Source organism: Cellulomonas sp. PSBB021 (assembly GCF_002240455.1).
GTDB lineage: Bacteria > Actinomycetota > Actinomycetes > Actinomycetales > Cellulomonadaceae > Cellulomonas > Cellulomonas uda.
This window is the reverse complement of record NZ_CP021430.1, coordinates 3,701,638-3,725,459: the sequence shown is the minus strand read 5'-3', so window position 1 is coordinate 3,725,459 and position 23,822 is coordinate 3,701,638. Positions and strand designations below refer to the sequence as shown.

Annotated in this window: 19 protein-coding genes and 1 tRNA gene; 5 read left to right on the top strand and 15 right to left on the bottom strand. The window is 73.9% G+C overall.

Annotation, left to right across the window (positions count from 1 at the left end):
* Window positions 1-197: 197 nt before the first annotated feature.
* The 3 genes from CBP52_RS17100 to CBP52_RS17090 all read left to right on the top strand — a co-directional run bounded on the left by CBP52_RS17100 (window position 198) and on the right by CBP52_RS17090 (window position 5,194).
* Window positions 198-1,688 (top strand): hypothetical protein, encoded by a 1,491-nt coding sequence (locus CBP52_RS17100; RefSeq protein ID WP_094181970.1) that lies wholly within the window; start codon window positions 198-200, stop codon window positions 1,686-1,688.
* A gap of 110 nt (window positions 1,689-1,798) precedes the next feature.
* Window positions 1,799-2,773, top strand: a complete 975-nt coding sequence (locus tag CBP52_RS17095; RefSeq protein WP_094181969.1) for a DUF6492 family protein — start codon at window positions 1,799-1,801, stop codon at window positions 2,771-2,773.
* 219 nt (window positions 2,774-2,992) lie between these two features.
* Window positions 2,993-5,194, top strand: a complete 2,202-nt coding sequence (locus CBP52_RS17090; RefSeq protein WP_157732713.1) for a right-handed parallel beta-helix repeat-containing protein — start codon at window positions 2,993-2,995, stop codon at window positions 5,192-5,194.
* Window positions 5,195-5,261: 67 nt separating this feature from the next.
* On the opposite strand, the gene pth is transcribed toward CBP52_RS17090, so the two are convergent.
* The 8 genes from pth to CBP52_RS17055 all read right to left on the bottom strand — a co-directional run bounded on the left by pth (window position 5,262) and on the right by CBP52_RS17055 (window position 12,550).
* Entirely contained in the window at window positions 5,262-5,882 is a 621-nt protein-coding gene (gene pth / locus CBP52_RS17085) for an aminoacyl-tRNA hydrolase (protein WP_094181967.1), read from the bottom strand.
* 117 nt (window positions 5,883-5,999) lie between these two features.
* Complete coding sequence (locus tag CBP52_RS17080) at window positions 6,000-6,596, bottom strand: 50S ribosomal protein L25/general stress protein Ctc (RefSeq protein ID WP_094181966.1); 597 nt, start codon at window positions 6,594-6,596, stop codon at window positions 6,000-6,002.
* A 264-nt stretch (window positions 6,597-6,860) separates the two neighbouring features.
* Window positions 6,861-7,340, bottom strand: coding sequence for a hypothetical protein (locus tag CBP52_RS17075; protein WP_232514574.1), 480 nt, complete (start codon window positions 7,338-7,340; stop codon window positions 6,861-6,863).
* Between the two features lie 60 nt (window positions 7,341-7,400).
* Window positions 7,401-8,387, bottom strand: a complete 987-nt coding sequence (locus CBP52_RS17070; RefSeq protein ID WP_094181965.1) for a ribose-phosphate diphosphokinase — start codon at window positions 8,385-8,387, stop codon at window positions 7,401-7,403.
* Window positions 8,384-10,078, bottom strand: coding sequence for a bifunctional UDP-N-acetylglucosamine diphosphorylase/glucosamine-1-phosphate N-acetyltransferase GlmU (glmU, locus tag CBP52_RS17065; RefSeq protein ID WP_094181964.1), 1,695 nt, complete (start codon window positions 10,076-10,078; stop codon window positions 8,384-8,386). Before glmU ends, CBP52_RS17070 begins: the two co-directional genes overlap by 4 nt.
* A 131-nt stretch (window positions 10,079-10,209) precedes the next feature.
* A complete protein-coding gene (locus CBP52_RS17060) occupies window positions 10,210-12,141 on the bottom strand; it encodes a DUF4012 domain-containing protein (RefSeq protein ID WP_094181963.1) in 1,932 nt (643 codons plus the stop codon).
* Between the two features lie 156 nt (window positions 12,142-12,297).
* Window positions 12,298-12,450, bottom strand: a complete 153-nt coding sequence (locus tag CBP52_RS17760) for a hypothetical protein (protein ID WP_157732712.1) — start codon at window positions 12,448-12,450, stop codon at window positions 12,298-12,300.
* Window positions 12,451-12,478: 28 nt separating this feature from the next.
* Window positions 12,479-12,550 (bottom strand) — tRNA-Gln (locus CBP52_RS17055).
* 186 nt (window positions 12,551-12,736) lie between these two features.
* Between CBP52_RS17055 and CBP52_RS17050 the strand changes: the two genes are divergently transcribed.
* Window positions 12,737-13,402, top strand: coding sequence for a TetR/AcrR family transcriptional regulator (locus CBP52_RS17050; RefSeq protein WP_232514573.1), 666 nt, complete (start codon window positions 12,737-12,739; stop codon window positions 13,400-13,402).
* Between the two features lie 9 nt (window positions 13,403-13,411).
* Entirely contained in the window at window positions 13,412-13,918 is a 507-nt protein-coding gene (locus CBP52_RS17045; RefSeq protein ID WP_094181961.1) for a MarR family winged helix-turn-helix transcriptional regulator, read from the top strand.
* Window positions 13,919-13,987: 69 nt separating this feature from the next.
* On the opposite strand, the gene CBP52_RS17040 is transcribed toward CBP52_RS17045, so the two are convergent.
* The 7 genes from CBP52_RS17040 to metG all read right to left on the bottom strand — a co-directional run bounded on the left by CBP52_RS17040 (window position 13,988) and on the right by metG (window position 23,743).
* Window positions 13,988-15,778: an ABC-F family ATP-binding cassette domain-containing protein gene (locus CBP52_RS17040; RefSeq protein WP_094181960.1), complete on the bottom strand. Its 1,791-nt coding sequence runs from the start codon at window positions 15,776-15,778 to the stop codon at window positions 13,988-13,990.
* A gap of 162 nt (window positions 15,779-15,940) precedes the next feature.
* Window positions 15,941-16,891 (bottom strand): 4-(cytidine 5'-diphospho)-2-C-methyl-D-erythritol kinase, encoded by a 951-nt coding sequence (locus tag CBP52_RS17035; RefSeq protein ID WP_094181959.1) that lies wholly within the window; start codon window positions 16,889-16,891, stop codon window positions 15,941-15,943.
* Window positions 16,888-17,838 (bottom strand): 16S rRNA (adenine(1518)-N(6)/adenine(1519)-N(6))-dimethyltransferase RsmA, encoded by a 951-nt coding sequence (rsmA, locus tag CBP52_RS17030; RefSeq protein ID WP_094181958.1) that lies wholly within the window; start codon window positions 17,836-17,838, stop codon window positions 16,888-16,890. Before rsmA ends, CBP52_RS17035 begins: the two co-directional genes overlap by 4 nt.
* A 117-nt stretch (window positions 17,839-17,955) precedes the next feature.
* Entirely contained in the window at window positions 17,956-19,212 is a 1,257-nt protein-coding gene (locus tag CBP52_RS17025; RefSeq protein WP_232514572.1) for a resuscitation-promoting factor, read from the bottom strand.
* A gap of 325 nt (window positions 19,213-19,537) precedes the next feature.
* On the bottom strand, window positions 19,538-20,755 hold the full coding sequence (locus tag CBP52_RS17020; RefSeq protein ID WP_232514571.1) for a ubiquitin-like domain-containing protein: 1,218 nt from the start codon (window positions 20,753-20,755) through the stop codon (window positions 19,538-19,540).
* 253 nt (window positions 20,756-21,008) lie between these two features.
* Window positions 21,009-21,959, bottom strand: coding sequence for a TatD family hydrolase (locus tag CBP52_RS17015; RefSeq protein ID WP_094181956.1), 951 nt, complete (start codon window positions 21,957-21,959; stop codon window positions 21,009-21,011).
* Window positions 21,959-23,743, bottom strand: coding sequence for a methionine--tRNA ligase (metG, locus tag CBP52_RS17010; RefSeq protein WP_094181955.1), 1,785 nt, complete (start codon window positions 23,741-23,743; stop codon window positions 21,959-21,961). Before metG ends, CBP52_RS17015 begins: the two co-directional genes overlap by 1 nt.
* Window positions 23,744-23,822: the final 79 nt, after the last annotated feature.

Below are 23,822 nucleotides of genomic sequence, written 5' to 3'. Positions count from 1 at the left end.
GATCCGGACCGCGGCAGTAGGCATCCCCCCCAGGAGATTTCTGTGCCCATTTCCACGCGCGTCCCGTCCCCCTCGCCGTCCCCCACCTCGGCATTCACTTCTTCATCGAATCCCCGCCGGCGCGTTCTCGCGACGGCCGGTGCCGCGACCGCCGTCGCGCTCGGCATGGTCGTGACGAGCACCACCAGCGCCTCGGCGTGGGGCGCACCCGACAGCACGGCCCCGAGTCCGAGGCCGTGTCGACCCAGCCGTACGCCGTCGACACGTTCGACCGCGAGACCACCAGCGGGTGGGGCGAGGCGTCGTCCGGCGCCTGGGAGCACTCCGCCGCGGCGTCCGCCTTCCGGGCCGAGGGCGGCGTCGCCACCACGGCGCTCGGCAGCACGGGCGGCAACCAGTCCTCCTTCCTCGACGTGTCGTCGACCGACACCGAGCTGCAGGCCCAGGTCGGCCTCGCGGCGCTCCCGAAGAGCGGCACCGTGGACCTGTACGCGACCGCCCGCGCGCTGGACGCGACGTCCGGCTACCGCTTCAAGCTCAAGGTCCAGACGGACGGCACCGTGGTCCCCAGCCTGCTGCGGGTGAACGGCACGAGCGCCTCGACGATCGCCACGACGACCGAGCGCCTGCGCCTCGACCCCACCGCTGACCTGCAGGTTCGCGTCCAGGCGACCGGCACGTCGCCCACGGTCGTGTCCGCCAAGGCCTGGCCGACCGGCACGCAGGAACCCGACGCCTGGACGCTCACCGCGAGCGACTCGACGGCCGCGCTGCAGACCGCGGGCGGCGTCGCGTTCACCACGTACGCGCCCGCGGCGGCGGGCGCCGTGACCTCGCAGGTCGCGGACGTGTGGGCCGGCCCGACCGACGCCGCGCGCGACCTGAGCGCCGACAAGACCCTCGCCCCCAAGCCCGGCACCTACGTGCCGAGCGCCTCGACCACGGGCGTCCCGCGCGGCACCTACCTCCAGGTCCACAACGGTGACCTCACGATCACGAAGGCCGGCACGGTCGTCAACGGCATGGACATCCGGGGCTTCGTCACGGTCAAGGCCAAGGACGTCGTCATCCAGAACACGATCGTGCGCGGCCGTGCCACCGACGTGGCGCGCGGCCTGGTCGTCGTGGAGTCCACGGGGTCGCTGAAGATCTCCGACTCGGAGCTGTACAACTCCAAGCCGAACTGGCTGGTCGACGGCCTGCGCGGCAGCGGCACCATCGACGCGACGCGACTGAACATCCACGACGTCATCGACAATGTGCACTTCTACGGTGACAACAAGAAGCTGACCGCTTCCTGGCTGCACGACACGCTGCATTACGAGAATGACCCGAGCCACTCCGACGGGACGCACGACGACAACGTGCAGATCGTCAAGGGGGCGAACATCTCGCTGATCGGCAACCGCATGGAGGGCGCGTACAACGCGGCCATCATGGTGACGCAGGGCCTCGGCACCGTGACCGGCCTGGTCATCGAGCGCAACTTCCTCGACCACGGCGCCTGCACGGTCAACGTGGCCGAGTCCGGTCGCGGCGCGATCGCCCTGCAGATGAGCGGCAACACGTTCGGCTCGCACAGCCGCAAGGGGTGCGCGTACATCGCCCCGACGACGACGACGAGCAAGAGCACCATCACCTCGAACACCTACGAGGACGGCTCGGCCATCACCCTGAAGAAGGGCTGACCCGCGCGGCCGTCGACCGCTGACGCCGAGGGGACCGTCCCGGGGAAACCCGGGACGGTCCCCTCGCGTCTTCGCTACGCTCGCCGGACCCGTGACTGGAAGGACCCGCGGTGCCGGCACTCACGTTCGTGACCCCCGTCTTCGAGGCGGAGGTCCAGCTGCTCGGGCTGCAGGCGCGGTCGTTCGCGCGGCACGCCCCGTCCGACGCCCGCGTGGTCGTCCTGGACAACACCCGCCGGGGCCTGCGGGAGGTCGACGCGCTGGTCCGCGCGTACGGCGCGCTCGCCCCGCGCGTGCGGGTGCTGCGCCCGGCCGACGTCACGGACCTGCCGACGACGTCCGGCTGGCGCAGCCAGCAGATCCTCAAGCTCGCGGTGGCCCGGCTCGTCGAGACCCCGCACTACGTCGCGCTCGACGCGAAGAACCACTTCGTCGCACGGCCCGACGACGCGTTCTTCGTCGCGGCGGACGGACGCGCGCGTGTGCGCGCGTACTCCTACACCGACCACACGTTGCGGCCCGCGCTCGAGCGCGTGTGCCGGTACCTCGGCCTCGACCCGGCCGAGCACGTGGGCCGCTTCGCGGCGACGACGACGCCGTTCACGCTCGACCGCGAGGTCGTGCTCGCGATGCTGGCGGACGTCGAGTCGGCCGCGGGGCGCCCGTTCGCGCGCGAGTTCCTGGCGCACGACCTCACCGAGTTCTTCCTGTACGCGGGTTGGCTGGCGCGGCGCGACGGCACGCTCGAACGGACCCTGGAGCTCACCGACGAGCCGAACCCGGTGGTGTGGCCCCGGCTCGCGACGCCGCAGGGCGTGCGCGCGGTGCTCGACGCGGGCCGCGACCTGCCGGTGCTCGGCCTGCACCGGGACGCCGTGCCCCGGCTCGACCCGCAGGCGACGGCGCAGCTCGCGGGCTTCTGGGCGGAGCGCGGGCTGGTCGACGCACCGGCCGACGGGGTCGCGCTCGTTGCGTCGATGCGCGCCCGGTACGACCGTGAGCGGCGTCGCCGGCAGATCCGCGAGCTGCCCGCCCGGGTGCTCAACGTCGGGCGTCGCGCCCTGGCCAGGGTCTCACGGCGGTGAGAATCTCACATTTCGGACAATTGTCTAGGTGGGCGCTGCCGCAGGTCAGCAAGGTCACGACGCGGTAACGGTCCCTGGTCACGGGCAGAGGGTCTCGGCCGAACGGGTGAATTCTTGTACGTTCGGCGCACCCGCCCGAGGTCGATCCTCCCGACCTGCCGTATTCGCGCCGATGTCCTCGTCACCCGAGCGGCCCAACCCGAGACCCAGGAGGTGCTCGTGCCCGGACGCCACACCGCTCCCCCCGGTGCGCGCACGACCGCGCTCGACAGCCCCCGCCGCCGCCAGCTCGTCGCACTCGCTGCGATGGCCTGCGCGGCCGTCGTCCTCGCCACGACCATCGCGACCCAGGCGTCGTCCGCCGACACCGCCGTCCACCGCCCCGCGGACCCGCTGCGCGTCCTGAAGGGCACCACGCTCGCGGCCGGCGCGTCCACGACCGTCACGCTGCCGTCGGTGCCCAGCGGCACGACCGCCGCCGAGCTGCACGTGAGCGTCAAGCCCAGCAAGACGAACGCGACCGTCCGCGTGTGCCCCGGCACCGCGTCGACGTGCAGCAACCCCCGGACCGTCACGGCCGCCGGCGGGTTCGCCAACGGCTCGGTCCTCGTCGCGCCCTCGTCGGGCAAGGTCACGCTCACCGCGCTCGACGGCGCGAAGGTGTGGGCAGACGTGCGCGGCTGGTCGCTGCGCTCGACGAAGACCGACGCGCGCGACTCCCGGTACCTGCCCGTCGAGCCCCGCCGCGCCGGGACCGTGTCCCTCACGAGCAAGAAGACCCGCACGGTCTCGCTGTCGGGCGTGCCGAAGAACGCCACGGGCGCCGTCGTGCGCCTCACCAGCGCCGCCGGCGCGACCGCGACGAACATCGGCGCGTGCGCGACGGGCAGCTCGCCCACGTGCAACGGCACCACGTTCCTCAACCCCAGCACGTCGCGCGCCGCCCAGGCCTCCGGCGTCGTCGCCCTCGGCGGTGACGGGTCGCAGGTCAACCTGTACGCCACCGGCGGCAGCGCCCACGTCTCGATCGACATCGACGGCTTCTACGTCGCCGCGTCCACGCTCCCCGACGGCGGCCTTCTCGCGCCCGCGTCGGGCTCGCTCGACGCCCGCGTCATCAGTCCCGGCTCGTCGTCCACGCTCACGCTCTCGCCGCCGAGCGGCGCGACCGCCGTCCACCTGCGCGTCCGCGTCTCCGGCGCGTGGCGCGAGACGGTCGTCGCCGCCTGCCCCGGCACGTCGGCCACGGCGCGGTGCCGCTCGACGTCCCTCGTGACCGCCTCGTCGTCGGCGCCGACCTACGGCGACGCCGTGATCCCCCTCGGCGGCTCCGGCGGGAAGTCCGTCACGCTGACGAACACCGCCGCGAGCGTCAAGGTCGCGCCCGAGGTCCTCGGCTGGGTGGTGGGCGGCAAGACCGTCACCGTCGCGTCGACCTCGGCCACGACGAGCGCGACGACCAAGGCGACCGCCACCGCCACCGCGAAGGCCACGGCCACCGCCACCGCCAAGGCGACCGCCACGGCGACGCCCAAGCCGACCGCGACGGCGACGGCCAAGCCCACCTCCTCACCGTCACCGACGAGCTCGCCGCGCGCCACCACGGCGCCGACGACGCCCGCCCCGTCGCCCAGCGCGAGCACCGGGACCGGCGGCAAGCCGGGACCGAGCAACACCGGCGTGCCGTCGGGCGTGTCCCTCAAGGTCCACGACGGCGACCTCGTCATCAAGGAGGACGGCGCCGTGATCAGCGGGCTCGACATCCGCGGGTTCGTCGACGTCCGGGCCTCGAACGTGACGATCAAGAACTCGATCATCCGCGGCTACAAGGTCAGCACCGGCCGCTCGCTCGTGCAGAACACCAACGGCGCCCCGCTGCTGATCCAGGACAGCGAGCTGTTCGCGGCGTCCCCGTCGTACTGGATCGACGGCGTCCGCGGCGCGAACATCACGATGCGCCGCGTCGACGTGCACGACGTCATCGACTCCGTCCGCATCACCGGTGACGACGTCCGCGTCGAGGCGTCGTGGCTGCACGACAACCTGCACTACGCCAGCGCGCCCTACCAGGAGGACGGGACGCACGACGACAACATCCAGATCCAGCGCGGCTCGGACATCGTCATCACCGGCAACACGATCGAGGGCGCCTACAACGCCGCGATCATGTACTCCCCGGGCCTGGGCGTGGTGTCCGACGTGACCGTGTCCGGCAACTGGATCGACGGCGGCGGGTGCTCGGTCAACATCGCCGAGCAGGGTCGCGGCCCGATCCAGGGGCTCGTGTTCAGCAAGAACACGTTCGGTCTCGACACCCGCGTCGACCGCTGCGCGATCATCTCGCCCTCGACGACGGTCCCCAAGGTCTCGTCGAACTACTACGAGGACGGCAAGACCGTCGCCGTCCGCCAGGGCGGCTGACGCAGCCGCCCACGCAGGGCTCCGACGCAGGGCGGTCGCTCCCGAGCGGCCGCCCTGCGTCGTGCCGTCAGGGCTTGGTGTGGAACCGCTGCTGCGCCGCCTCGAGGCCCTCGAGGACCACGGCCTCGACCGCGTCCGCGGCGCGGTCGACGAGCCAGCCCAGGTCCTTCGCCTCGGTCGTCGAGAAGTCCTTGAGCACGAAGTCCGCCGGGTCCTGGCGGCCGGGCGGGCGGCCGATGCCGACCCGCACCCGCACGTACTCCTTGGTGCCGAGCGCCTTCGTCGTGTCGCGCAGCCCGTTGTGGCCGCCCTCACCGCCGCCGCGCTTGAGGCGGACGTCCGCGAACGGGATGTCGAGCTCGTCGTGCACCATCACGACGCGGTCCACCGGGACGTCGTAGTACTTCGCGAGCGCGGCGACCGGGCCGCCGGAGACGTTCATGTACGTCGTCGGCTTAGCGAGCACGACCCGCGGGCCGGGCGCTCCGCCCGGCAGGACGCCGAGCCGCGTCTCGGCCACGGCCGCCTGGGGGCGACGGGACAGCAGCCCGCTCGCGCGCGCCCCGAACGACGAGCCCGTGCGCCGCGCGAGCTCGTCGAGCACCATCTGACCGACGTTGTGCCGGTTGCCCGCGTACTGCGGTCCGGGGTTGCCCAGACCCACCACGAGCCACGGTCCGTCAGCCACTGGTCCTCCTCGGTCGTCGGGTGCGTGAAGTCGTCGGGGTGCGCCGACGCCCGGCACCGCACGTGACGGTACCGGGCGTCGGTCGCAGGTCCGCGGGCCGGGCCCGCGTCGGAGGTCTCAGGCCTCGGCCGGCGCCTCGGCGGCGTCGCCCGACTCCTCGCCGAGGTCCTCGGCGGAGACGCGCGGCGTCGAGACCGTCAGGACGGTCGCCTCGGCGTCGGTGACGAGGGTCGTGCCCTGGGGCAGCGTGACGTCGCCGGCCTTGACGATGGCACCGTCCTCAAGGCCGTCGATCGACACCTCGACCGACTCGGGCAGGTGCGTGGCCTCGGCCTCGAGGGCCAGCGTCTGCGTCTCGACGACGTGGATGGTGCCGGGCGCGGACTCGCCGACGATGACGACGGGGATCTCGACCGAGACCTTCTCGCCCTTCTTCACGATCAGCAGGTCGACGTGCTCGATGATCTGGCGGACCGGCTCGCGCTGGACGTCCTTGGCGAGGGCGAGGACCGGCTTGCCGTCGACCTGGATCTCGAACAGGGCGTTGGCGTGCTTGACGGCGAGCATCGTCTCGTGGCCCGGGAGGGACACGTGGACGGGCTCGGTGCCGTGCCCGTACAGGACGGCGGGGATCTGGCCGGCACGGCGCAGGCGACGCGCGGCGCCCTTGCCGAACTCGGTGCGGGTGGTGGCGGCGAGCTTGACCTCGGACACGATGACTCCAGTGATGCTGGGCGCACGGGGGCGCGACGTACGAGAACGGGTGCGGCACGGGGCCGGTGGTCTGGCGGTGGGCCGACGAAGGGCCCGGTGGCCTCGACGCGGGGCGCAGGACGGGCGCACGCGGAGGCGCTCGCCCAGTCGATCACGGACCGGAAGCGGTGTGGACCGTCCGACGTCCCTCGCCGAGGCAACCTGAGGATCTTACCCGCTCACGTGGCCCGGCTGAAACCCGGCGGCGCGGGGTCGGGCGTGGGGTCAGTCACCCGCCGCGGGCTCGTCGCGGCGTTCGAGCACGCGCACGGGTCCGGCGACCACGGTCGCCCCCGCGGGGACGTCCCTCACCACGACGGCACCCGCGCCGACGCGGGCACCCGCGCCGACGGTCACGGCGCCGATGATCTTGGCGCCCGCACCGATGTACACGCCGTCGCCGATCGTCGGGGAGCCGAACCGCGGGCTCGTCTCGATGTCGTTCTTGCCGATGGTCACCTGCTGGTAGACGGTGACGCCGCGCCCGATCACGGCGCCGGGTGCGATGAACACACCGATCGGCTTGTGGGGGAACACCGGCGGTCCGGCGAACATGGTCAGCAGCGAGATGTACCCGCCGAACTCCTCGAGGTAGAGCTTGTGCACGGTGGCGTGGAGCCGCCGCAGCGGGCCCCGCGCGCGCAGCGTCCGCTCGCGGTGCGCCCACCAGCCGCCCGACAGCCTCACGAGGATGCGCACCAGCACGCGTGCAGGCTCCCACACGAGGACGGCCCCGCACACGGGGCGTCTCGGGGGGCGGTCGGCTCAGGCGTTGCCGTCGAACAGGCTGGTGACCGAGCCGTCGTCGAACACCTCACGGATCGCGCGCGCGATGAGCGGCGCGATCGACAGGACGGTGAGCTGCTCGAAGCGCTTGTCGTCCTCGACGGGGAGCGTGTCGGTGATGACGACCTCGCGCACCCCGCACGACGAGAGCCGGCCGACGGCGGGCTCGGACAGGATGCCGTGCGTCGCCGCGACGATGACGTCCTTCGCGCCGGCCTCCTTGAGGACGCGCACCGCCTCGGAGATGGTGCCGGCGGTGTCGATCAGGTCGTCGACGAGCACGCACGAGCGGCCCTCGACGTCGCCGACGACGCGGTTGGCGACCGCCTTGTTCGCGGTGCGGACGTCGCGGGTCTTGTGGACGAACGCGAGCGGGCCGCCGCCGAGCTTGGCCGCCCACTGCTCCGCGACGCGGATGCGGCCCGCGTCGGGCGAGACGACCGTGACGTTCGTCAGGTCGACGCGCGAGCGCACGTAGTCGACGAGGATCGGCATGGCCCACAGGTGGTCGACCGGGCCGTCGAAGAAGCCCTGGATCTGCGACGTGTGCAGGTCGACCGACATGATGCGGTCCGCACCGGCGGTCTTGAACATGTCGGCCAGCAGGCGGGCCGAGATCGGCTCGCGGCCGCGGCTCTTCTTGTCCTGGCGCGCGTAGCCGTAGAACGGCGCGATCACGGTGATGGTCTTGGCCGAGGCGCGCTTGAGCGCGTCGACCATGAGCAGCTGCTCCATGATCCACTTGTTGATCACGGGCGACGCGTGCGACTGCAGCACGAACGCGTCCGCGCCGCGCACCGACTCCCCGAAGCGCGTGTAGATCTCGCCGTTCGCGAAGTCGTACGCGCTGGTCGGGACGAGCTCGATGCCGAGCTCGTCGACGACGGCCTGGGCCAGCTCGGTGTGCGCCCGCCCGGAGACGACGACGAGCCGCTTCTCTCCGTCGTGGGAGATGATCCCCGTCATCGCGTGCTCGTCTCCTCGGTGCCGTGCTCGGCGGTGGTCTGGCCCCCGGTGGGGCTGGGCGGGTCGGACAGCTGCGCCGGCTGGCCGGGCAGGCCGGGCGGGGGCGTGACGGGGATGCCGCGTGCGGCGGTGGCAGCGCGCTCGAGCTCCGCGCGGGCCTGCGGCGAGAGCGACTCGTCGAGCGGGGTGCCGGCGGCGGGCGCGGCGGCCTGCGCGGCCTTGGCGGCGGGCGTGCCGGCGCGCGAGCGCTGCACCCAGCCCTCGATGTTGCGCTGCGCCCCCGCGCTGACGCCGAGCGCGCCCGCGGGCACGTCGCGGCGGATGACCGTCCCGGCGCCCGTGTAGGCGCCGTCGCCGACCGTGACGGGCGCGACGAACATGTTGTCCGCGCCCGTGCGGGCGTGCGAGCCGATCGTCGTGCGGTGCTTGTTGACGCCGTCGTAGTTGACCGTGACGGACGCGGCGCCGATGTTCGAGTGCTCCCCGATCGTCGCGTCGCCGATGTACGACAGGTGCGGGACCTTCGAGCCCTCGCCGATCTGCGCGTTCTTCGTCTCGACGAACGTGCCGATCTTGCCCTTGCGGCCGAGGACCGTCCCGGGGCGCAGGTACGCGAACGGGCCGACGCTGGCCTTCTCGCCGATCACCGCGAGGCTGCCGTGCGTGCGCACGACCGTGGCGCGCGGCCCGACCTCGACGTCCGTGAGCGTGGTGTCCGGGCCGACGGTCGCGCCCTCGCGCACGACCGTCGCGCCGTGCAGCTGCGTGTTCGGCAGGATCGTGACGTCACGCTCGAGCTCGACGTCCACGTCCACCCACGTCGTCGCCGGGTCGACGACGGTGACGCCCTCGCGCATCCAGTCCTCGAGGATGCGGCGGTTCAGCTCCGCGGCGAGCGCGGCGAGCTGCACGCGGTCGTTGACGCCCTCGACGACGTACGGGTCGTCGGCGCGCAGCGCGCGCACGTGCCCGCCGTCGCCGCGCGCGATCGCGAGCACGTCGGTCAGGTAGACCTCGCCCTGCGCGTTGTCGCGGCCCAGGCGGCCGAGCGCGCCGCGCAGCACCGCGGCGTCGAACACGTAGATCGAGGAGTTGATCTCGCGGATCTCGCGCTCGGCGTCGCTCGCGTCCTTGTGCTCGACGATCCGCAGCACGTCGCCCGTGCCCGGCTCGCGCACGATGCGCCCGTAGCCCGTCGCGTCCTCGACCTCGGTGGTGAGCACGGTGACGGCGTTGCCGTCCGCGTGGTGCGCCGCGAGCAGCTCGCCGAGGGTGCCCGCGTCGAGCAGCGGGACGTCACCCGCGACGACGACGACAGCGCCCTCGAGCAGCACGCCCGACGCCGAGCCCGGCACCCCGGGGCCGTCGAGCGCCGCGACGGCGCTCGCCTGTGCCGCGGCGTCGAGCGCGGTCATCGCGACCTGCACGGCACGGCCCGTGCCGGGGATCGCGTCCTGGTCGGCGACCAGCGCGGTGGGGACGTGCTCGATCACGTGCGCCGCGACCTTGTCCCGCTCGTGCCGGACGACGACGACGACCCGCTCGGGGTCGAGCGCCTGGGCGGTGGCGAGCGCGTGGCCCAGCATGCTGCGACCGGCGAGCGTGTGCAGGACCTTCGGGGTCGCCGAGCGCATCCTGGTTCCCTCACCTGCGGCGAGGACGATGACGGCAGCTGGGCGGGGGACGGTCACCTGTGGGTGCTCCTCGCGGGGGTGTGCCCGACGATCCGGGCGTGAGATCCGTGCGCGCCCGCCACTCTACCGCCGCGTCCGGGCGCGCCCGCGCGCGGTGGCCGAGTCACGGGTCACACCGCCGTCCGGCGTCAGGGCGCCGCCGCACCGCACACCGCGACCGGCCCGGTGCGGCCGTGCTGCAGGGTCGGCGTGCGCTCGACGCGCACCTCGTCGGTACCCGCACCGGCTGTCACCTGGACGTCGAGGGTGGCGGTCTCGCCCGGTGCGAGCCGCACCGTGAGCGCACCCGCCTGACGCCCCGCGTGCTCCCGCAGCCCCGGGCCCACGGACTGCGGCTCGCCGCCGTCGCGCGCCACGCGGATCTCGCCGAGCGCACCGCCGCGCGGCGAGTACAGCAGCACCTGGGTCGTGAACGACCCCGCGGGCGTGCCGTTGTCGCCGCCGCCGGTGACGTACTCGGGCAGCGTCGTCGCGGCGTCCGCCGGCGCGGTGCTCGTGAGCGTGAGGTGCAGCCACGTGCTCGCGCCGTCCGCGGTGCAGGTCGCGTCGTCGACGGTGAGCGCGGTGTCGAGGTAGTAGTCCATCTTCGAGACCGTCGTGTCGTTGAGGAACACGCCGGCGGTCACGTCCGCCGTCGCGTCGTCGGCGAGGAAGTCGTGCACCAGGCCGACCTCGCGCAGCCGCTCACGCACGGCGTCGTCGGACGTCCACACCGACACCCGCCCCTCGCCCACCACGTCACCGACCGCGTCGACGAGCGCCGACCCGGAGTACCCGCCGGCGAACGTCGCGGCGACGACGGACTGCGCGACCTGAGCGAAGAACGCGTCGGAGTCCGCCGCGTGGGGGTAGCGCGCGTACGCGGCCGACAGCAAGGTCTCGACCGCGTCGTCGGACGTGAGCGTCGTGCCGTCGGGCGTGGTCGTCGGGCCGATCACGTCCAGCAGCCGCGCGAGGACCACCGGGTCGACCGTGAGGACGCCGTCCACGGTCCGGCCCGTCTCGCGCGTCCACAGGGCGCTCGCGAACGCGGCCGTGCGTGCGAAGTCCGGGGTCGCCGTCACCGCCTGCATGTACCGCGCGGGCACGTCGCCGAGCAGCGCACGCTCCGCCGGGTCGAGCGGGACCACCGGCTCGTCGGGACGGCCCATGGTCCGCGCGGGGTGCTGCGCCCCCACCGTGATCGCCCCAGCGTCCGCGCGCACCTCCAGCACCGAGCCGACGATGCCCCCCGCGCTGCGCAGCTCCGCCGGGTTGAGCACGAGCACCAGGTACGAGCGCGGGCCGTCGACGCCGAGCAGCGGCGGCACGATCGCGAGCGCGGTGTCCGCGGCCTCGAGCCGGTCGCGCAGCTCGACGAGCTGCTCGCGCGCCGGGACGAGCCGGTCCGCGAGCGCCGGGACGAGCGCGTCGGCGTCGACCGCCTCGAGCCGGGACACGCCCGCGTCGACCGCCGCGTGGGCCTGCGCGACGGCGGGTGCCATCGCGTCGAGCCGCGCCACGTCGACCCGGCCCTCCTGGGGCGTGAGCGCGGCGGTCGAGAAGTTCCCCGCGACGTCGACGAGCGGCGGCAGCGCGTCGTGCGCGAGCGCGTCGACCGCGTCGGTCGCGGCCGAGACCGCCGACACCTGCGCACCCAGCCACGGCGCGTGCTCGGCCACGCGCCACACCGGGTCGCCCGTCGCGCGGCTCGCGCGGTCCGCCGCGTCCTGCAGGCCGGGCAGCACCCCGCCGACCGCGGCGACGTCCCCCGCGCTCACCGCGTCCCGCACCGTGCCCAGGTGGGTCTCCGCGTCCGCGAGCGCCGCCGCGACCTGCGTCCCGCGCCACGCGAGCCACACCCCCGCGAGCACGACGACGACCAGCACGACGACGAGCGACAGCAGCACGCGCCGCCCCCACCGCCGCCCGCTCGGCGCGGCTGCCGGACCGGCGGGGTCGGTCTCTTCGGGGCCCGTCTCGTCGGGGCCGGTCTCGCCGAGAACCGGCACGTCCGCGCGCTCGTCGGCGGCGACGGGCTCGCCCCCCGCACCCTCCTGCACGTCAGCCCGCTCGGACACCCGGCCCCCGTCCCCACCAGCCCGGCCGGTGCTCACCCGGCCGCGGCACGGCCTGCTCCCCCGAGGCTAGGTGTCCGGTCTGACACCCGTCAGCAGGGCTCGTCCCGATTCACCCGGTTCGGCGCCGACCGATCGGAGCACGGCGTCACACACCGGTCACCCGCCGGGGACCTGCTCGTCACAGGACCGCGCCACGATGCCCGCGACACCCGTCGTCGCCGCACCGTCACCGCACGCACCCACGTGCCGGCCACGCGCCCACCCGAACAGGTAGCGGATCCCGTCGACCTCGCGCAGCAGCGGCACCACGCGCCCACCCCCCACAGGCCGGGCCGGGCTCCGCCCCCAGGATTCGAACCTGGACCGCAAGGCTCCAAAGGCCTGCGTGCTGCCGTTACACCAGGGCGGATCGTCGGCGGCGCGCGCGCCGCCGACTGCGCCCCAAGTCTGCCAGCCGGACGAGGCCGCCCGGTCGCGCCGGGGGCGGGGCGGTCGGGTGACCTGGGCGCCCCGGCGCGGGCCCCGGGCCCGGGGGCGGGGGTGGCACGGCATGATGGGCGCCATGGCGGAGAGCAGACGGGCACCCCGGTCGCGGATGACGGGGGTCCAGCGACGTGCGCAGCTGCTGGACGTATCGCGCACGCTGTTCGCCGAGAAGGGGTTCGAGGGCACGAGCGTCGAGGAGATCGCGGCACGCGCCGAGGTCTCCAAGCCGGTCGTCTACGAGCACTTCGGGGGCAAGGAGGGCGTCTACGCGGTCGTCGTGGACCGTGAGGTGCAGGGCCTGACGGGCGCGCTCACGGGGGCGCTGGAGGGCGGCGGGCACCCGAAGGTCCTCGTCGAGCGGACCGCGCTCGCGCTGCTGTCGTACATCGAGGCGAACGAGGCGGGCTTCCGCATCCTCGTGCGTGACTCGCCGGTCGCGCAGGCGACGGGCACGTTCTCGAGCCTCATCGGCGACGTCGCCACGCAGGTGGAGCACCTGCTCGCGGACGAGTTCCGGAAGCAGGGGCAGGACCCGAAGACCGCGCCGATGTACGCGCAGATGCTCGTCGGGATGGTCGCGCTCACCGGTCAGTGGTGGCTCGACGCGCGTCGCCCGGGCAAGTCCGAGGTCGCGGCGCACCTGGTGAACCTCGCGTGGAACGGCCTGCAGGGCCTCGAGCGGCGCCCCTCGCTCACCAAGGTCACCGCGGGCGAGGCGCCGGCCGGGCGGGCCGAACCCGCGCCGGTCCGCCGCCGTTCTGTCGACGTCGAGTAATCTCGGCGTATGGCGGAGACGGCTCACGACGAGGTCGACCGCATCGTCGCCGCCTGGAACCGGGAGCGGCCCGACCTGGACGTCCGCCCGCTCGAGGTCCTCTCCCGCGTGAGCCGCCTCGCGCGGCACCTGGACCTGGCCCGCCGGGGCGCGTTCGACCGGCACGACCTGGAGACGTGGGAGTTCGACGTCCTGTCCGCGCTGCGTCGCGCGGGCACGCCGTACCGGCTGTCGCCCGGGGCGCTGCTGACGCTCACGCTCGTGACGTCGGGAACCATGACGAACCGCATCGACCGGCTCGCGGAGAAGGGTCTGGTCGAGCGTCAGCCGTCCCCCGACGACCGGCGCGGTGTGCTCGTGCAGCTCACGCCCGCGGGCCTGGCGCGGGTGGACGCGGCGTTCGCGGACCTGCTGGACACCGAGCGCACGCTGCTGGCGGACCTCACCGAGGACGACCGCACGCGACTGGCCGACCTGCTGCGCTCGGCGCTGCTGCCGTTCGACGCCCCGCACTGACGCCGGCACCGCTGGCCAGTACTGACGGCCAGCACCGCCGACCGCCGACGGGTGCTGCCGGGCCGGCGCTCAGCCCGCGACGTCCGCGACCTCGAGCCACGCCTCCTCGAGCTCCTCGCGCTCGGCCGCGAGGGCGCGCAGCTCCGCGTCGAGACGCTGCACGGCCTCGTGGTCGGTGGCCTGCTCGGCCATGCGGGCGTGCAGCGCGGACTCGAGGTCGGCGATCTTCGCCAACCGGCGCTCGATGCGCGCGACCTCCTTGCGCGCGGCGCGCACGTCGGCGGCGCTCGGCGCGCCCGTCGTCGTCGCGTCCGTCCCCGCGGCAGGGGCGCCCGACGACGAAGCCGCGCCCTCGAGCGCGACGCGCCGCAGCTCGAGGTACTCCTCGACGCCACCGGGCAGGTCCCGCAGGTGCCCGTCGCCGAGCAGCGCGACCTGCCGGTCGCACACGCGCTCGAGCAGGTACCGGTCGTGCGAGACGACGATCAGCGTGCCCGGCCAGCCGTCGAGCAGGTCCTCCAGGGCCGCGAGCGTGTCGGTGTCGAGGTCGTTGGTCGGCTCGTCGAGCAGCAGCACGTTGGGCTCGCCGACGAGCAGGCGCAGCAGCGACAGGCGCCGGCGCTCCCCGCCGGACAGGTCCTTCACGGGTGTGCGGGCGCGGTCGCGCGTGAAGCCGAGCCGCTCGACGAGCTGGGCGGCGGTCAGCTCCTTGCCGCCGACGACGACCGAGCGCTTCTCGGCCTCGACGACCTCCACGACCCGCAGGTCCGCGACCTCGTCGAGGTCCTCGACGTCCTGGCGCAGCTCGGCGACCTGGACGGTCTTGCCGCGCTTGACCCGTCCCGCGTCGGGCGCGAGCCGCCCGGACAGCAGGCGCAGCAGCGTCGTCTTGCCCGCGCCGTTGACGCCGACGACGCCGTACCGGTCCCCCGGTCCCAGGCGCCACGTGACGTCGTCGAGCAGCGTGCGCCCACCGAGCGCGACCGTGACGCCCTCGACGTCGAGCACGTCCTTGCCGAGCCGGGCGGTGGCCATGCGGGACAGCTCGAGCGGGTCGCGCGGCGGGGGCTCGTCAGCGATCAGCGCGTTCGCGGCGTCGATGCGGAACTTCGGCTTGGACGTGCGCGCGGGGGCACCGCGGCGCAGCCACGCGAGCTCCTTGCGCAGCAGGTTCTGCCGCTTCTCCTCGGTGACGGCCGCGGTACGGGCACGCTCGGCGCGCGCGAGCACGTACGCGGCGTACCCGCCCTCGTACTGGTCGACCGCGCCGTCGTGCACCTCCCACGTGCGCGTGCAGACCGCGTCGAGGAACCACCGGTCGTGGGTCACGACGACGAGCGCGCCGGGCCCGCGCGAGAAGCGCTGGTTCAGGTGCGCGGCGAGCCACGCGACGCCCTCCACGTCGAGGTGGTTGGTCGGCTCGTCGAGCACGAGCACCTCGTCGTCGCGCACGAGCAGCGCGGCGAGCGCGACCCGGCGGCGCTGCCCTCCCGAGAGCGTGCTGACGTCTGCGGTCACGTCGACGTCGGGCAGCAGGCCCGCGTGCACGGCGCGGATGCGCGGGTCGGAGGCCCACTCGTGCGCGTCGGCCGTGCCGTGGATCGCGTCGAGCACGGTGCCGGAGCCCAGGTCGTCGCGCTGGTCGAGCATCGCCAGGCGCACGCCGCCCGCGCGGGTCACGCGCCCGTCGTCGGGATCCTGGACGCCCGCGAGGACGCGCAGCAGCGTGGACTTCCCGGCGCCGTTGGGCCCGACGACGCCGACGCGCTGCCCGTCGTCGAGACCCAGGGAGACGCCGTCGAGCAGGACCCGGGTGCCGAGCGCGAGGGTGACGCGGTCCGCGCCGAGGAGGTGAGCCATGGGATCTAGAGGCTACCGGCCCCGGCGCGCCGGGCTCACCGCGTGAGGAACGCCCCCAGGGCGTCGAGGATCTGCCCGCAGCCGGACTCCCGGCCCGCGACGCCCTCGGGCCCGTAACTATTGACCCGTCGCCGGGCGTCGTCAAGAGGTGGTGGGGATCGTCTAGTCCGACGTCGACACGACGCGCGCACCCGCGACCGGGCCCGTCGCCGTGAGCACCCGGTCCGCCGCGCCCGACGCCGTGAACGCCGCCGCGAGCACGAGCGCGTGCTGCCTGCTGCGCCCGAGCGCCGCGACCGTCGGGCCCGAGCCGGAGACGACGACACCGAGCGCGCCCGCGTCCCGCGCGACGCCGAGCGGCTCCGCGAGGCGCGGGTCCAGCGACAGCGCCGCATCCTGCAGGTCGTTGTGCAACGCCGCGCCCAGCGCACGCGGGTCCCCCGCGCGCAGCGCCTGCAGCAGCGGCACGTCGTCGTCCAGGTCCGGCGGCAGGCCCAGGTCGGCGGCACCGTCACGCAGCGCGTCCAGCTCGCCGTACACCGCGCCCGCCGACAGGCCACGCCCCTGCACCGCGAACGCCCAGTGGAACTCGCCGCGGCCCAGCACCGGCGTCAGCAGGTCACCCCGGCCCTGGCCCACCGCGGTGTGCCCCTGCAGCACGAACGGCACGTCCGAGCCGAGCTGCGCCGCGAGCTCCAGCAGCTGCGCCCGCGAGAGCCCCGCCCCCCACAGCGCGTCGCACGCGAGCAGCGCCGCCGCCGCGTCCGCCGAGCCGCCCGCCATGCCGCCCGCCACCGGCACGCCCTTGTCGATGTGCAGGTGCACACCCTCGTCGATCCCCGCCGCCTGCGCGACCAGCTCGGCCGCGCGCAGCGCGAGGTTCGAGGCGTCCGTGGGCACCAGCTCCGCCTGCGGGCCCGAGACCGTCACCACCCGCTCGTCACACGTGCGCGCGACGACCTCCTCGAACACCGACACGGCCTGGAACACGGTCGTCAACGGGTGGTACCCGTCGGGCGACACCGGCCCCACGTGCAGCGACAGGTTCACCTTGCCGGGGGCACGCACACGGACCTCGCGGGTGATGGCGACCTCCACCGGGCTCAGCGTCACGGCCCCACTGTGCCAGCAGGCGCGCCACGGCGCGTACCGGCCAGCTGCTCCGCGACCCGCGCGAAGCCCTCCACGTCGACCGTCTCCCCCCGCGCCTGCGCGTCCACGCCCGCGGCCGCGAGCGCGGCCGCCGCCGCCTCGTTCGAGCCGAACAGCGGGGCCAGCGCCGCGCGCAGCATCTTGCGTCGCTGCGCGAACGCCGTGTCGATCACCTCGAAGACCTCCAGGCGCGTCGCCGACGTCGTCGGCGGCTCACGGCGGTCCAGGCGCACGAGCGCCGAGTCGACGTTCGGCACCGGCCAGAACACCGAGCGGCCCACGGTCGCCGTCCGGCGCACGTGCGCGTACCAGGCCGCCTTCGCGGACGGCACGCCGTACGTGCGGCTCCCCGGCGGCGCCGCGAGCCGGTCCGCGACCTCCGCCTGCACCATGACCAGCGCGTGGTCGAGCGAGTCGAACCGCTCCAGGAACGTCAGCAGCACCGGGACGGACACGTTGTACGGCAGGTTCGCGACGAGCGCGCGCGGCGGCTCACCCGGCAGCGCCGTGACCTCGAGCGCGTCCTGGAGCACCACCGTGAGGCGCGCGCGGCCCTCGTCGTCCCGCAGCACCGCGGGTTCGCCGGACGCGCGCTCGTCGGACGACGTGGCGTCCGGGTGCAGGCCCGCGTGCTCCGCGACCGTGCTCGGCAGCAGGCGCGCGAGCACCGGGTCGATCTCGACCGCGACCACGTCCGCACCCGCCTCGAGCAGCCCCAGCGTGAGCGACCCGAGGCCCGGCCCGACCTCCACGACCCGCATGCCGGGCTCGACCCCCGCCTGGCGGACGATCTTGCGGACGGTGCCCGCGTCGAGCACGAAGTTCTGCCCGAGGGTCTTGGTCGGGCGCACCCCGGCGCGCTCGGCGAGGTCGCGGATCTGCGCGGGGCCGAGCAGCGTGACGGTCATGGGCGCCAAGCCTACGAGGGCGCCCGCCCCGGGCGCGCACGCGTGCTGCGTGCGGCCGGGGCGAGCGCCCTCGTCGGACGTGCGGCCTCCCTCATCGGGGAGCCGGCGGGACAGCGGTCAGCTGAACAGCCGCGGGCCGCAGTGCGGCCACTGGCCCGCGCCGGAGCGCAGGTAGAGCATCTTGGCGCGCGAGGTCTGCTCCGCGGGCGACGCCTGCGACGGCAGACCGGCACCGCCGACCGAGCGCCACGTGCCCACCGAGAACTGGTAGAGCCCGTGGTACAGCCCGTTGGCCGAGACGATCGTCGGGTTGCCACCCGACTCGCACTTCGCGAGCGCGGCCCAGTTCAGCGAGTCCGCGTCACGCGTGTCGCCGATCGGGCCGCCCTTCGAGGAGCCACCGCCGCCGCCCGTGCTGACGACCGGGCGCTTCTTGGTGCCGACCGACACGACCTCGTGCACCGGGTTCACGGTCTGCGTGTCGGCGACGAGGACGCGCTTGGTCTCCTTGCCGTCGACCGTGGTGACGCGCTCGACGATCGTGCGCGTGCCGGGCACACCCTTGGTCGTCACGACCTGCGTGCCCACGTAGCGCGAGGCGTCGTCCTTCTCGCTCGAGGAGAACGCGACCTCCTCGGACCGCGTGACGGTCCGGACCGAGACGCGCTGCACGACGACCCGCACGTGGCGCTCGTCGTCGTTGGCAAGGCGCACCCGGTCGTACCCGCCGAGCGCGATGCCCGCGTCCTCGAGCGCGTCCGCGACCGTGGTGCGCACGTCGCCGACCTCGAGCTCCTTGCCGTCCACCACGATCGTCGCGGGGCCGCGCAGGGACAGGTCGAGCGAGAGCTCGGGGCGGCCGCCGCCGGAGCGCGACGCGACGAGCTGCACATCCGGGTCGCGCACGGCGAGCAGGTCGAGCGCCTCGTCGGCGGTCAGCGCGGTGGTCCACACGGTGCGGTGCTTGCCGTCCTGCGCGACCGTGACGCGGTGCGCGTGGCGCACGGTCACGACGTCGCCGTCGGACAGGCTGCCGGCCGGGTCGACCGAGTCGCGGGCGCCGGTCGCGACGCCCTCGTCGGACAGCAGGCCGTCCACGGACCCGGCGAACGTGGTCACCGTGCGGGTCGTGCCGTCGACGTCGAGCGTCACGGTCTTGTGGGCCTGGGCGTAGACGGCCGTCCCGCCGGCGGCGACGAGCGCGCCGGCCGCGACGAGCGCGGGAAGAGCCAGGCGTCGGCCCGGTCGGCCGCCCTGCTCGGTGGTGGTGTCGAGCGGAGCCGTGGGCTCCGTGGTGGCACGCGTGCGCGTGAGCAGGCGTCCGATGCGGGTCGAGAAGGGCACGGGGCTCCAGCCGTCGTGGTTCCCGGGCACGGGGAGCGGGTGCGTCCCGCAGGACGCCCGACGTCGCCGGTCGCTGCGCACGCGGGGCGTGCGCGCTGGGCGTGTGGCGACTGGAGGGAGTCGTCACCGTCGGTCCCGGATCCCCGATCCGGCTGTCGCTCGCGGCGGCCGTCCAGGCCGGTGCGCGAGGCCGCGGCGAGCGGGCAGGGACCCTGTGTGCTCACACGACGACACGCGACCGTAACCCGATCGTGATCATCCCGCCAAGCGTCACGGCGGGCGAAGCGGGACGTTCGACGCGGTCCGGACGTGACCGACCCTTGACCTGACGGTGGCCCGGCTGGTCAGGACTTGGTCAGTACCAGCCCTTGACCGTGAAGTGGCCCCAAGCGCCGCACGGCGTCTTGTAACGCCCCTTGATGTAGTTCAGGCCCCATGTGATCTGCGTCGCAGGGTTGGTCCGCCAGTCGCTCGCGACCGACGCCATCTTCGAGCCCGGGAGTGCCTGCGGGATGCCGTACGCACCCGACGACTTGTTCTCCGCGTTGACCCGCCATCCGCTCTCGTGCTTCCAGAGCGTCAGCAGGCACGCGAACTGGTCGTCGCCCCAGCCCCGCGCCGCGGCCATCTCCTTGCCCAGGGCCTGTGCCGTGCCCGGCGAGACCGTGGCGTTCGTCGGCAGCTCGGACGTGCCGACCTTGACGACCTGCGTCACCGGCTCCGTCGTCACCACCGACGTCATGACGTGCCGCCCGACGACGACACCCCCCACGACCTCGAGCTCGTACGTCGTGGTCCGCACGCCCGCGCGGCCCGCCTGGGTCACGATCCGCATGCCCTTGAGCAGGTTCGCGTCCTCGATCTCCTCGGTCTCGAACGGGAGGGTCTCCGTGACGACCTCGCCGCTCTGCTCGCCGCGCGTGACGAGCACCGCGAGCCCGTCCACCGCGGCCGCGTCGAGCGGCACCGAGACCTGGTCACCCTCGTTCAGCACCAGGCCGATGTCCCGCAACGCGTCCCGCACCGTCGACCCGCTCGAGATGCCGTCGATCACCTGACCGTCGACGACGAGGTGGATCGTCTTCTGCGTCGAGACGTGCAGCGTCCCGCGGCCCAGCGACGCCGAGCGCGACGCCGACAGGCGCACCTCGCCGTCCCGCAGCCCGAGCGCGTCGACCGCCTCGCCGACCGTCAGCGCCGTCGTCCAGATGCGCGCCTGCTCACCGTCGACCGCCACGTCGAGCTGGCGCGCGTGGCGCACGACGATCTGCTCACCGCGCGTCACCGCCTCGTGCACGCCGGGCGCGACGAGGTCGCGCTCACCGACGTGGATGTCCCCCGCCGCGAGCACCTGGCCGACCGTGCGGCCGAAGCCCTCGACCTGCACCAGCTCGCCGTCGACGTCGACGACGACCTCCTTGTGCAGCACCGCGAACGCGGTCGTGGCACCGACGACGAGCGCGACGACCGTGCCCTGCGCGACCGCCTTGCCCAGCCGACGGCCCAACCGGTGACCCGAGGTGTGACCCGAGTCGTGACCCCGGCGAGGGCCGACGCGACGTGCCGTGCTCACGCGGTGCTCCTCCGTCCTGCGGGCCGTCGTCGCGGTCCCGCGACGCCTGTCGTGCCGGTGCTCGTGCTCGTCGTCGACCACGAACGGCCGTGCTCGATCGTCCTGCCCCCCGGACGCACGTCCGACCGTAACCGATCGGTGATCGGCGGTGGAACCCGGCATCTGGACCTTCCCAGCAGGTGATCACCCGGTCGCGCGCCCCGGCCCACCCGTGCTCCGGCGTGTCGCCCGGCGTGTCGTCGCGGGTCGGTGGTCACCAGGAGCCGTAGACCTCCTGCGAGGTGCGCGCCAGCGTCGCGCACAGCCCCGCCACGTCCTCGTCGCGCGCCGCCGCGAGCGCCCGCACCGTCCCGGGCAGGAGGTACGGCGCGTTCGGCCGGCCGCGCAGCGGGTGCACCGTCAGGTACGGCGCGTCCGTCTCGACGAGCAGGAGCTCGGCCGGGAGCACGCGCGCGGCGTCCCGCAGGTGCTCGTTCGCCGGGAAGGAGACGGGGCCCGCGAACGAGCAGTACCACCCGTGCTCGGCCGCGAGCCGCGCGAGGTCCTCGCCGCCCGAGAAGCAGTGGAACACCGTGCGCTCGGGTGCGCCGTCGCGCAGCAGCACCTCGACCACCTCGTCGTGCGCGTCGCGGTCGTGGATCTGCAGCGCCAGGCCCAGCTCCTTCGCGAGCGCGACGTGGGCGCGGAACGCCTCACGCTGCACCGCACGGCCCCGCGGCCCCGCGCGGAAGAAGTCCAGCCCCGTCTCACCGATCGCCCGGATCCGCGGGTTGCCGCGCGCGGTCGTCGCGACCAGGTCGAGCGCCTCGTCCAGCGGCAGGTCGTGCCACGGCTGCGGGTCCGGCTCGAGGCCGTCGGGCGCGACCTCGTGCACGCCCGCGTGCAGCACCGCCTCGTTGGGGTGGACCGCGACCGCACCGAGCAGCTCCGGGTGCGCGCGCACCGCGGCGTCGGTCCAGCGCACCGCCTCCACGTCGCAGCCGACCTGCACCATGCGCGTGACGCCGACCTCGGCGGCGCGGGCCAGGTGCGCGGCGAGGTCGGGCCCCTCGCCGCCCTCGTCGGCCCCGTGGTCCGCGCGCTCGTCGTCCCAGCCCGGCGCACGCCAGCCGACCACCGTCTCCAGGTGCGTGTGGTTGTCCACCACCGGGACCGGCAGCGGCTCGGGCGTCGCGGGCCAGCCCCGCTCGCGCGACCGGCCCATCAGCGGTTCTGGTAGCGGGCGAGCTCCTCCTCGACGATCGAGTCGTCGAGCTTGGTGAACACCGGCGTCGGGGCCGGCACGGGAGCCCCGGGCGTGAGCGTGGGCGAGACCCACGCCGGCACGTCGGAGTAGTCACCCGTGATCACCGGGTAGTGGCGCGACTCGTCGTCCAGGTCCGTGACCTCGTCGAGACGCGGCTGCGGCGCGAGCACGCCCGTGCCACCCAGCGTCTCGTGCACCTTCTGCGCCGAGTGCGGCAGGAACGGCGCGAGCAGGGTGTTCGCGTCCGCGACGACCTGCGCGGCCGTGTTCAGCACCGTGCCCAGACGCTCCCGGTCGCCCTTGAGCTTCCACGGCTCGGTCTCCGAGACGTACCGGTTCGCCTCCTGCACCACGCGCATCGCCTCCGCGATGGCGGCCTTGTGCCGGTGCGTGCCGATCAGCTCCCCGACCGTCCCGAACGCCGCGCGCGACTGGTCGAGGATCGCCCGGTCCACGTCCAGCAGGTCGCCCGCGGCCGGGATCTCGCCGAAGTTCTTGTGGATCATGCTCGCCGTGCGGTTCACCAGGTTGCCCCAGCCGGCGACCAGCTCGTCGTTGGTGCGTCGCAGGAAGTCCGACCACGTGAAGTCGGAGTCCTGGTTCTCCGGACCCGCGACCGCGATGAAGTAGCGCAGCGCGTCCGGCTGGTAGCGCGCCAGCATGTCGCGCACGTAGATGACGATGCCGCGCGACGACGCGAACTTGCGGCCCTCCATGGTGAGGAACTCGGAGCTGACGACCTCCGTCGGGAGCTGGAGCTCGCCGTACGCGCCCGGCGCGCCGCCCTTGGCGCCCTTGCCGTCGTAGCCGAGCAGCTCCGCGGGCCAGATCTGCGAGTGGAACGTGATGTTGTCCTTGCCCATGAAGTAGTACGACCGCGCGTCCGGGTCGTTCCACCACTGTCGCCACGCGTCCGGGTCGCCCGAGCGGCGCGCCCACTCGATCGACGCCGACAGGTAGCCGATCACCGCGTCGAACCACACGTACAGCCGCTTGTTCGGGTTGTCCTCCCAGCCTGCGAGCGGCACCGGGATCCCCCAGTCGATGTCCCGCGTCATGGCGCGCGGACGCATGTCGTCGACGAGGTTGAGCGAGAAGTTCAGGACGTTGGGCCGCCAGTCCGAGCGCGTGCGCAGCCACGCGTCGAGCGCGTTCGCGAACGCCGGCAGGTCGAGGAAGAAGTGCGTCGACTCCACGAACTTCGGCTTCTCGCCGTTGATCCGGCTGCGCGGGTTGACCAGGTCCACCGGGTCCAGCTGGTTGCCGCAGTTGTCGCACTGGTCGCCGCGCGCGCCGTCGTAGCCGCAGATCGGGCACGTGCCCTCGATGTAGCGGTCCGGCAGCGTGCGCCCCGTGCTCGGGCTGATGGCACCCATGGTCGTCTTCTCGATCATGTAGCCGTTGGCGTGCACGGTGCGGAACATCTCCTGCACCACCGCGTAGTGGTTGCGCGTCGTCGTCCGCGTGAACAGGTCGTACGTCAGGCCCAGCGCGGTGAGGTCCTCCGCGATCACGCGGTTGTACCGGTCCGCGAGCGCCTGCGGGGTCGTGCCCTGCTTCTCGGCCTCGACGAGGATCGGCGTGCCGTGCTCGTCGGTCCCCGAGACCATCAGCACGTCGTGGCCCGCCATGCGCATGTAGCGCGAGAAGACGTCCGACGGGACGCCGAAGCCGGCGACGTGACCGATGTGACGGGGACCGTTCGCGTACGGCCACGCGACGGCCGACAGGATGCGGGACATGCGCCCGATCCTAGGTGAGCGTCCGCGTGCGCCGAGGGCGCGTCCACCTAGGGCGTGTCTCCTAACTCTGAGGTGAGGT